The 7,312-nt window shown below is 63.0% G+C and carries 7 protein-coding genes; 5 read left to right on the top strand and 2 right to left on the bottom strand.

From position 1 onward, the window contains the following. Positions 1-48 precede the first annotated feature (48 nt). Both HFK74_RS18605 and HFK74_RS18600 read left to right on the top strand, forming a co-directional pair. Positions 49-252 (top strand): hypothetical protein, encoded by a 204-nt coding sequence (locus HFK74_RS18605; protein ID WP_180204724.1) that lies wholly within the window; start codon positions 49-51, stop codon positions 250-252. 201 nt (positions 253-453) lie between these two features. Continuing rightward, complete coding sequence (locus HFK74_RS18600) at positions 454-1,509, top strand: GGDEF domain-containing protein (protein ID WP_257230357.1); 1,056 nt, start codon at positions 454-456, stop codon at positions 1,507-1,509. Between the two features lie 219 nt (positions 1,510-1,728). On the opposite strand, the gene HFK74_RS18595 is transcribed toward HFK74_RS18600, so the two are convergent. Next, entirely contained in the window at positions 1,729-3,294 is a 1,566-nt protein-coding gene (locus HFK74_RS18595) for an aldehyde dehydrogenase (NADP(+)) (RefSeq protein WP_180204722.1), read from the bottom strand. Between the two features lie 8 nt (positions 3,295-3,302). Beyond that, the gene (locus HFK74_RS18590) at positions 3,303-3,926 is read right to left on the bottom strand and encodes an isochorismatase family cysteine hydrolase (RefSeq protein ID WP_180204721.1); all 624 of its coding nucleotides are present in this window, start codon (positions 3,924-3,926) and stop codon (positions 3,303-3,305) included. 99 nt (positions 3,927-4,025) lie between these two features. Between HFK74_RS18590 and HFK74_RS18585 the strand changes: the two genes are divergently transcribed. The 3 genes from HFK74_RS18585 (at position 4,026) to HFK74_RS18575 (ending at position 7,219) form a co-directional block, all read left to right on the top strand. Then, on the top strand, positions 4,026-4,544 hold the full coding sequence (locus tag HFK74_RS18585; protein ID WP_180204720.1) for a helix-turn-helix domain-containing protein: 519 nt from the start codon (positions 4,026-4,028) through the stop codon (positions 4,542-4,544). Between the two features lie 118 nt (positions 4,545-4,662). Next, a complete protein-coding gene (locus tag HFK74_RS18580) occupies positions 4,663-5,001 on the top strand; it encodes a hypothetical protein (RefSeq protein WP_180204719.1) in 339 nt (112 codons plus the stop codon). A 235-nt stretch (positions 5,002-5,236) separates the two neighbouring features. After that, positions 5,237-7,219 carry a methyl-accepting chemotaxis protein gene (locus HFK74_RS18575; RefSeq protein ID WP_180204718.1) on the top strand — a complete coding sequence of 661 codons (1,983 nt, stop codon included), beginning with the start codon at positions 5,237-5,239 and terminating at the stop codon, positions 7,217-7,219. Positions 7,220-7,312: the final 93 nt, after the last annotated feature.

Below are 7,312 nucleotides of genomic sequence, written 5' to 3'. Positions count from 1 at the left end.
AGGGATGGCCCATCGCGGCGACCCACGGAGCAATGCCGGAGAGAGGGCATGCCGAGCCTTAGCGAGGCACCGAGTGGTGGGGCAAAGCCTTTTGCTTCCTTTTTGGCGTTTGAAAAAGGGAGTCGCCGTAAGGGCGAAACCATAAGCGGCCGTTACCGCAGCAATGGATATGTACTCGGTCAACACAACACAACACAACACAACACAACTCAGGGCTTTACCGGCAAGAATTTACAAATCAGCGACGTCTGACAGAGCGCACTGAAGGCGCTTTCAGACAGGCTGATTGCCGATCCCAGCGAACAGACTAAAGAGGAGCATTGATGGGCGCTGTTTATAATGGCCACTGATCAAAACCGGCTTTGAGGGTAAAGTGGGATAGCCGTTTGTCAGGCGTATCGGTATGCTCAGCGCACAGTCCGAATGCCAATGATAAACAACCACAGTGACGCCATGAGCTCATCAGAAACGCGTGCGAATATCCTAGCGCTGTATCCGGAAGACTCCCGCGAGGCGGCGGCCCTGCTCAAGCAGGCCGTGCCCCTGATGGTTCGCCATAACATCCCGCCCAATCCCGTGCACTATGCACTCTGGTACACCTACAGCAAGGGCCAGGACCCGGAGCTCATTCGCCACCTGGACCGGGTGGTCAGAGACTTCGACGGTTGCCCGCCAGAGACTGCGACCCGGCTGTTTCGCCAGTACATCATTCGTGACGAGTTGGAGGAGGCCCGCGCCGAACAGCATCAGGTCATCAGCCTGGTCGATGGCATGGAGCGGGACGTCTCGCGCAGTGTGGAGGGCAGTGTCCATTTCCAGAATCGCCTGGGGCAGTGCCTGGAAATGCTCGACGAACCGGCCAGCGATCGCCTGCCGGGGATCTTGAGCGAGCTGCAGCAGAGCACCCGGTTAATGCAGAGCCAGCAGGAGCACTTCCTCGCGCAACTGCACTCGGCACAGGACGAAATCAAGACCCTGCGCGACAAACTGCAACGCGCGCAACTGGCCGCGACCCTCGATGGCTTGACCGAGCTGCTCAACCGCACGGCATTCACCCGCCTGCTGGAGCAGGCGCTGGGCAAGGCTTCCCGCGGGGTGGCCCTGGTGATCCTGGATATCGATCACTTCAAGCAATTCAATGACCAGTACGGTCACCCACTGGGCGACCGGGTCCTGCAGCATGTCGCCCAGGTGCTGCGCGGCGCGTTGCCGGCCAATGCCTTCGCCGCGCGTTACGGCGGCGAAGAATTCTGCGTGGTCCTGCCCGATTGCGCCGACCTGGACAGTGCCTGCACCTTCGCCGAGCACCTGCGCCTGAAGGTCCAGTCCTTGCGGATCAAGGCGCGCGGCACCGACACCGTGCTGGACACCGTGACCGCATCCTTCGGTGTGGCCCTCGCACAGCCCGGTGAAAACCTTGAAAGCCTGGTGACCCGCGCCGATGACGGGCTGTACCAGGCCAAGCGCAACGGGCGTAACCAGGTGTTTGCCCTTCAGGAAACGGGTTGACCCTGTGGGAGCGAGCCTGTGTGGCGAGGGGATTTATCCCCGTTGGGCCGCGGAGCGGCCCCAGCATTCCTTCAGGCACACCGAGTTATCTTGCTTTGCGACTGCTTCGCAGCCGAACGGGGATAAATCCCCTCGCCACACAGGCTCGCTTCCACACGTATGCGCTCCGATAGGGGACGCGTGTACTCCAGACCCACCGCCGGCAAGCCGTACTGCAGATTACCGCCCCTCGACGCTACGCGGCACGCCAAACGGGTTGCTGTCGCGCAGTGCCTCGGGCAGCAGCGCATCGGGGAAGCCCTGGTAGCACACCGGCCGCAGGAAGCGCTCGATGGAGGTCATGCCCACCGAGGTGAAACGGCTGTCCGACGAGGCCGGAAACGGTCCGCCGTGCACGCTGGCGAAAGACACCTCCTGGGGATGGGCGAAGGCGTTGACGACAATTCGCCCGGTGCGTCGCTCCAGAATCGGCAGCAAACGACGGGCCAGTCCCAGGTCCTCTTCTTCAAGGTGTATGGCGGCGCTGAGCTGACCGCGAAGCGCACGGGCGACCGCGAGCATTTGCGCCTCGTCCTCGACCTTCACCAGCAGGGCGGCCGGGCCGAAGACTTCCTGGGCCAGGGCTGTTTCGTCGAGAAAGCGCTGGCCGTCCACCTCAAGCAAGGCGGCCTGACCGTCAAGCGCTGCCGTGGCGGCCAAGCCTTCGGCCGCAGGCTTGGCGCCAGCGCCGTGCAGCTTGTCGAGACCGCTCAAGTAAGACCCATGGATGCCCGGCGTCAGCATCGGACGGGCCGGTGCCGTCGCCACGCGGCTGATCATGGCGGTGCGCAAGGGTTCAAAACCGGCGCTGGCGATGGCGATCAGGATCGCCGGTTTCAGGCAGGCCTGCCCGACATTCACCAGCATGCGCTCGATGAAACCGTCGCCGATCTGTGCGCCACGCTCAGCCAGGGCCCGGGGCAGGATGAACGTGGGGTTGACGCTGGCCATCTCGGTGAACACCGGGATCGGCTCAGGACGTTGCTGCGCCCGGCGATACAACGCCATGCCACCTTGTTCGGAGCCGGTGAAGGTCACCGCCTTGACCAATGGATGATCGACCAGAGCTTCGCCGATCGCGTTACCCGCACCGCGCACCATCGAGAACACGCCTTCCGGCAAGCCGCTGTCCTGTACTGCCTGGCGGATGGCCCGTGCCTGGATTTCCGAGGCGCCGGGGTGAGCGTTGTGGGCCTTGACGATCACCGTCGCGCCCGCTGCCAGTGCGGCGGCGGTGTCGCCTCCGGCCACCGAGTAGCTGATGGGGAAATTGCTCGCGCCAAACACCGCCACCGGGCCGAGGGCGATACTTTGCAGGCGGTGATCCATGCGCGGGCGCGGCTGGCGTCCGGGCTGGGCCGGATCGATCGCCACCTGGAGGAAGCGTCCCCGGCGCACGACCTCGGCGAATTGCCGGAACTGGCTGGCGGCCCTGGCCGCTTCGCCCTGCAGCTGTGCTTCGGGCAGGCCCGTTTCCAGTGCGGCCCGTGCGGCAAGCGGCTGGGCGACGGCATCCAGATTGTCGGCGATGCGTTCCAGAAATACCGCGCGCTCGGCGAGCGAGGTATGGCTGTAGCGGTCAAACGCGGCGTCGGCGAGCTGCGCCGCCATGTCCACTTCGACCGCGCCACCGAAGGCGAAATCCGGCTCGATCAGCTGATGGGTGGCGGGGTTGAGCGCTTTCATCGTCCCGGCGCTGGCAGGGACTTCGTTGGCGCCGATTAACAGGTTTCCAGTCAAATTCATGGGTGTGCTCACGACTTGAGGGCGGCGATGAGTTGCTCGGTCGTCACGATCGAGTGGGCGAAGGTCGGGCCGTTCAGTTCATGGGCGGCGTGCATCATTTCGGGCTTGAATGCGGCGGTGGCATCGCGCACCAGGGTGACGTGGTAGCCCAGTTCCTGGGCGTAGCGGGCGGTGGCCTCGATGCAGGTATTGGCCAGCAGGCCGACGATGATCACGTGGGTGATGCCTTTCTGCTTCAGGCGAAAGTCCAGGTCGGTGTTGGCAAAGCCGCTCGACCCCCAATGTTCCTGGACGACGATGTCGCCTGGCTGGGGCGCGAAATCGGGGTGCCATTCACCGCCCCATTCGCCGCGCGCGAAGTGGTGCATGTGCTGGACCTTGCATTGGGTGGGACTGGGGTGATCCCAGTTCTCGTAGTCGCCTTGCTCCCAGCGACGGTGCGGTACGATGAACACCGGCAGGTCGAGGGCGCGGACCGTACGGTCGAGGGTGCGCAGGTTGTCGAGCAGGCCGACCTGTTGGGCGATCGGCTCGATCAGCGGGAAGATCTTGCCGCCTTCGGACAGAAAGTCGTTGTAGGGATCGACCAGCAGGTAGGCGGTTCGAGCCAGAGGGTAGGGGGTGTTCGACATGATCAATGCTCCAGGAAAATGGGTTGGGCGGTGCCATGGCCTTGCCTTGGCAACGTGTAGATATGATAATCATAGTTACTTGGAAAGAGACAAGCCCCTATGGCGTTAAAAAAGACTAGTCCTGAAACCTTGTGTCCGATTGCACGGGCCGAGGACGTCGTCGGCGATCGCTGGACCGTGCTGGTGTTGCGCGAATTGTTCATGCGCAATCATCGCTACGATGAGATCCAGGCGCAGACGGGCGGTACCCCACAGATGGTCGCGGCACGCCTGAAAAGCCTGGAGGCTGACGGGATGGTCGAGCGCCGCGCCTACAGCGAGCGGCCGCCACGCTACGAGTACCACCTCACGGCCAAGGGGCAGGCGTTCTATTCAGTCGTCCTGGCCTTGCGTGCCTGGGGTGAAACCTGGTGCAAGTCGCCGCAAGAGGGCCTGGCCGTGCGCTATACCCACCAGCGTTGCGGGCAGCCCGCCGGGCTGGGGCCGCTGTGCGAGCATTGCGGCGAACTGTTACGCCGGGATGAACTGGCCGCCGAGCCGAGCGCGGCCTATGCCCTGGAGCGCCAGGAACGGCGCGAGGCCTTCAAGCGGGGGCCGGTCGCCAAATCCGCACAGTAAAGGCGGCGTCTTTAACTATTCGTTGCACTGATAGTGATCATCATCCATCACAAGTTCTGTTGTGGCCGGCAAACAAGGAACATGGCGTGCATTGAAAACGCTTATCCGGGACCTTGTGATGAAGATGTTGACTCGACTGGCGCTGTTCGCCCCCTTGCTGCTGGCGGGGTGTGCCTCTGCCCCCAATGACCCGACACTGACGCTGCAGACGAAAAAGGCACCGGCGGATTATGCCAACTGTGTCTTGCCGAAACTGCAGGAAGACGCGCTGAGCGCAACGATCTCGCAAACCCAGCGCAGCTATCGAATCGTCGTGTCGAGCAAAGTCGCCGCGGACGATGTGCTCGAGGCCTACAAGGCCTCGAACGGCGGCAAGGTGTTCCTGTACGAACGCACATTGCTGGCTTCGACGTTCGGGCCATCGAGCCTTGAACGTGCGGCTCAAGCCTGCCTTTAAGCAAGCCCCTGCATCCGGCCTGTTTCCCCCGCATCGGTGCGCTGCAATAGCGCGCCGAGGCTGTGTGGCATAGGCTTTTCCCCGCTTATTCTTCCCAGCTGATCGAACGTTCAATTGTGTTGCATCGGGCCCGTTCGCCTCGATATAGTGGCTAAATAATATCAACTATAAACAAGCCGCCAGCAGAGCTGTGGCACGCTGTGCTGGCAGACGTATCGCTCATTCGAGAATGCTCATGCCTAATCGCTCCCTTCACTTCAAGCTGTTCTGGACCGCGTTGATCGGCACCGTCGTCGTCATGACGCTGCTCCTGGGTTCCATCGCCTATATCGCCTATGGCTCCTCCGTCAAGGAAACCGCCGCCCTGGTCGAAACCATCGTCAAGGCCAATGCCAAGGAAGTGGAAGTCGAACTCGGTGCCGGGTTTACCGTGGCCGAGTCGCTGGCCAGTGTCGCCACGGCGATGCAGCAGCAACAGGTCGATCGCAAGACCGCCGACGCCCTGACCCGGCAACTGTTCGAAGCCAACCCCAGGCTGGCGGGGCTCGGCCAGTATTGGGAAGCCAATGCCTTCGATGGCAAGGACAGTGAGTTTGCCAACCAGCCGCACCACGACGCCACGGGCCGTTACCTGACCTACTGGAACCGTGCCGGTGGCACGGTGAAAGCCGAGGCATTGAGCGGCTACGTTCCGGAAAACGCCGACAACCAGTATTACTACCGGCCGCTGCACACGCGTCAGCCTTGGGCTTCCGAACCCTTTGCGTACAGCAGCGGCAGCGGTCAATCGGTGATGATGGTGTCGATCATGGTGCCGCTGTTGCAGGGAGGCAGGGCGTTGGGTGTGGCCGGGGTGGACATTCCACTGGAAAGCATCAACCGCCAGCTCTCGACCATCGATGCCTTCAAGGGCTATGGCGCCCTGGTTTCCAGTGACGGCCTGTATGCCAGCCATCCCGACGCCAAGCGCCTGAGCCAGCCGGCCGACGAGTTGCCGAGCGCCGCCAAGGACGCGATCAAAGCAGGCCGCTCCTACAGTTTCCAGCGCGATGGCTGGGGCTATGTGCTGCAACCGGTGCGTATCGGCAAGGCGCCGAACAACTGGGCGTTGATGGTTGCCTATCCGCTGGCCGAAGCCATGGCCGGCATCAATCACTTCCTCTACACCGCGGTGGTCATCGGCCTTGTAGCGTTGCTGGTGCTGGCCATTGTGCTGTGGCACCTGCTGGCGTGGCAGATTCGGCCGTTATCCGGCCTGACGGTCGGCATCCAGGCCTGGGGCGGCGAGCTGGGCCTGCGTTTCCAGCAGCGCAGCGGCGATGAAACCGGCAAGCTGGCGGGGGCGTTCAACCAGTTCATCCAGCGCCTGGGAGACCTGGTGGGATCGATCCGCCAGAGCAGCAGCACCTTGATGCAGATCTCCAATCACCTGGGCGACACCACCCAGGCTGTTGCCGAACGGGCGACCTCGCAACACACCGCCACCGAGGAGATGGCCAGCGGCGTCACGGCGTTGGCGCACTCGGTGACCGAGATGTCCCAGCAAGCCGAAGACGTGGAGCAACTGGCGCGCAACACCGAAGTACTGACCACCAACATTTCCGGGGAGATGAGCCAGACCCTGGCCGGGATAACCCACATCGACCAGACCATGGACGTGGTGGCCAGCGCGGTGGGCGACCTGGAAAAACGCTCGCAACAGATTGCCGGGATCATCGCGGTCATTCGCAGCATCGCCGACCAGACCAACCTGCTGGCCCTGAACGCGGCGATTGAAGCGGCGCGGGCAGGGGAGCAGGGTCGTGGGTTCGCCGTGGTGGCGGACGAAGTGCGGCAACTGGCCGAGCGTACCAGTCGCTCGACCGGTGAAATCGGCGAGATGATCGGCGCCATCGGTTCCGACGTGCGCAACACCGTGGCCAATGTGCAGCAGGTCGGCGAAGCGGTGCGCCAGGGCGTGGTGCAACTGACCACCTCGGCCCAGGGCGTCGACCAGATCCGCCAGCATGCCCAGGACATTCTCACGCGCATCAGCGAAGTGGCGCGCCAGACCCAAAGCCAGGCGGCGACGGGCGAGCAGCTGTCGGTGGCGATCCAGGGCGTCAGCCGGATTTCCGAGCAGAACGACCACGCGATCCGCAGCCTGCTCGAACAGTCGGTGCAATTGCGCGATCAGGCAGGGTCGCTGAGCCAGCAATTGACGCAGTTCAGGGACTGATAAAAGAAGCCGAAGCCTGAGCCGATAACGGCTCGGGTCACTTCTCTTCAGTGAATACAAAAACCAGCCACAAAGCAGACCCACTGTGGGAGC

The sequence above is a fragment of the Pseudomonas sp. SbOxS1 genome, from assembly GCF_013416725.1.
Taxonomy (GTDB): Bacteria; Pseudomonadota; Gammaproteobacteria; order Pseudomonadales; family Pseudomonadaceae; genus Aquipseudomonas.
This window is presented reverse-complemented; position numbering and strand designations above follow the sequence as displayed.

What these genes read in the sequence shown, in the direction of transcription:
- HFK74_RS18580 (WP_180204719.1), top strand. Translation starts at nt 4,663, where the DNA reads ATGAAGATGTTGACTCGACTGGCGCTGTTCGCCCCCTTGCTGCTGGCG.
- HFK74_RS18595 (WP_180204722.1), bottom strand. Translation starts at nt 3,294, where the DNA reads ATGAATTTGACTGGAAACCTGTTAATCGGCGCCAACGAAGTCCCTGCC.
- HFK74_RS18575 (WP_180204718.1), top strand. Translation starts at nt 5,237, where the DNA reads ATGCCTAATCGCTCCCTTCACTTCAAGCTGTTCTGGACCGCGTTGATC.
- HFK74_RS18590 (WP_180204721.1), bottom strand. Translation starts at nt 3,926, where the DNA reads ATGTCGAACACCCCCTACCCTCTGGCTCGAACCGCCTACCTGCTGGTC.
- HFK74_RS18605 (WP_180204724.1), top strand. Translation starts at nt 49, where the DNA reads ATGCCGAGCCTTAGCGAGGCACCGAGTGGTGGGGCAAAGCCTTTTGCT.
- HFK74_RS18585 (WP_180204720.1), top strand. Translation starts at nt 4,026, where the DNA reads ATGGCGTTAAAAAAGACTAGTCCTGAAACCTTGTGTCCGATTGCACGG.
- HFK74_RS18600 (WP_257230357.1), top strand. Translation starts at nt 454, where the DNA reads ATGAGCTCATCAGAAACGCGTGCGAATATCCTAGCGCTGTATCCGGAA.